Annotated in this window: 2 protein-coding genes; both read right to left on the bottom strand. The window is 48.9% G+C overall.

The features are described from left to right. A partial coding sequence (locus K2Q26_13750; GenBank protein ID MBY0316583.1) for a TIGR03915 family putative DNA repair protein occupies positions 1–1,178 on the bottom strand: 1,178 nt, incomplete at its 3' end. After that, a partial coding sequence (locus tag K2Q26_13755) for a putative DNA modification/repair radical SAM protein (protein ID MBY0316584.1) occupies positions 1,175–2,446 on the bottom strand: 1,272 nt, incomplete at its 5' end. The genes K2Q26_13755 and K2Q26_13750, both read right to left, overlap by 4 nt.

The raw sequence follows: 2,446 nt of genomic DNA on the forward strand, positions 1-2,446 counted from the left end.
AGTGCTAAAATCACCTGGGGCTTTACACTCCTAATTTCTTTTTCGAGCCACGGACGACACGCGTGCATCTCGCTTCCCTTGGCCGTTTTGTGGATTCTTTGCTGACCTGCACCTGCCGTCCACTTAAAATGTTTGACCGCGTTCGTGAGGTAAAGATCCTCGCGGTGAAGTCCCAATTGCTCCAAAGCTTTTTGCAAAATCTCTCCTGCCAGTCCGACAAAAACATGACCCGAGAGATCCTCTTGATCGCCCGGTTGCTCCCCCACGATCATCAGCTTTGCCTGCGGATCGCCCTCCCCGAACACCACTTGCGTCGCCGATTCACCGATGGGGCAAGCTCGACAGGAGGACGCCGCTCTTTTCAACTCTTGGAGATCCGTGGTCTCTGGAGTTTCGGCTTGGATGTTCTGCCGAAGCGCCATGTCTTGCAAGCGTTGAGGAGTGTCGCGGACAAGATCGTAAATCACTTTGGCTTCGGGCATACTCGCCCAATACTTTGGGGACATCTCGGATTTCATCATTTTCATCTTGATCCGCGCGGGATTAAAAATCGATTTGTAATAGGTGATCCAAATATCATCCACATCGTCGGTGTGAGGAAACTGATGCTGAGGAATTCCTTCGGTGAAAGTGAGATTTTCCAAATCCCAATGAGCCGAACCATCGGGAGTAAAAATGGACCATGGCTTATCGCCAAAACGCCTCACAAAAAATGGAACTCCGAGATGAATAATATTATGCTCAGGAGCATGCCACGCGAGGTAGATCTCTTTTCCGGAGTCGTCGATGACTTTTTTAAATCGTACAAAGGCATGCATTTTGTGAATGTCGCGACTGATGGATTTTTGCAAAACCTGAGCTCGCCGAACATCGTCATCCACGCTGACTTTCAGCAAATTCGGATTCTCGTTTCTAATTCTATAAATCAAACGATAGAGCAACTCCCATCGATCTTCATCTCGAGCGGCCGACACGGTCTCCGCTAAAGAAATAAATTCTTTGGGAATGGTCAGAGGTTTTGCATGGGCCGGCGGAGCGGGAACTTCCGCTCGAGCGAATAAAGATAGTGCTCCCGAATTTCCCCACACCACCTCCTGCGGCGGCACCTGGCTCAGTAAAAGTTCGCGGGCGGTTTTGCGCCACTCCTCAAAGCTTTGGGGCATTTCGACTGAGATCATAATTCCCCAGAATTGGCAGACACCTTAAGATCAAACAAAGACAACTGATTGTCCTGGGGTTTTACTTTTTGTTCGACTTTAAAAGAGTCGATGAGCAAAGCATCGGGATTGTGATCCGCCGTAGTGATAAAAAACTTGGCTCGGTTGATGAAAACTCGGAGCTTTTGCAAGTCGGCGATTTTCAGCTGATGATAGGGCCGCAACTTTAAGATACGCTCGACGTTGCGCACGCCAATTCCAGGAATTCTTAAAAGATCTTCTCGCGGAGCCGTATTGACGTCGACGGGAAAAAAATGACGATTATTTAAAGCCCATGCGGTTTTGGGATCAATATCGAGAGGGAGATTCGGCTCCGCCGCTGTGGTCAACTCCGACGCGTTAAAACCATAAAACCGCATCAACCAATCCGCCTGATACAAACGATTCTCCCGCACCAACGACGGCGAGTGAGTCGGTAGGAGCGCATCCGCATGGGGAATCGGACTATAAGCCGAGTAATAAACTCGCTTTAAAGAATAGTCTTTATATAATCCTTCGGAGGATTTTAAAATTAAAGAGTCCGAACTGGACGTGGCTCCCACAATCATTTGCGTGGACTGCCCCCCCGGAGCAAAGCGCGGCGTGTGTTTAAACTTTTTCTTCTCGTCGAGAGTCTGAATAATTTTACCTTTGATTTGCCCCATGGATTCCGTAGCGGCCTCAATTTTTTTCGCCGGCGCCAACATATCGAGATCCGCCTGTTGCGGCATTTCGATGTTCGCACTGATGCGATCGGCCCACTGGCCCGCTTTTAAAATTAACTCTTCGGATGCTCCAGCCACCACTTTTAAATGGATATAGCCATTGTATCGATGATCTTGGCGCAGGGATCGTGCCACTTCGATCAATAGTTCCATGGTCTCGTCAGGGCTCGAAATAATTCCCGAACTTAAAAACAATCCCTCGATGTAATTGCGTCGATAAAACTCCAAGGTGAGCCAAACCACTTCCTTCGGAGTAAATCGCGCTCGAGGCGTGTCGCTGGAAATACGATTGATACAAAACTTGCAGTCGTAAATGCAGTAATTCGTTAAAAGAATTTTAAGGAGAGAAATACAACGTCCGTCGGGAGTATAGCTATGACAAATTCCCGTCCCCTCGGCGTTTCCCATCCCGTTAGGATCGCGAGCCCGCTTGACTCCACTACTGGAGCACGACGCATCGTACTTCGCGGCATCCGCTAAAATCGCGAGTTTTGCTTTGATCGCCGCAGGAGAAATTCCTTCAGC

This window comes from Bdellovibrionales bacterium (assembly GCA_019750295.1).
Classification (GTDB): Bacteria; Bdellovibrionota; Bdellovibrionia; order Bdellovibrionales; family JAGQZY01; genus JAIEOS01.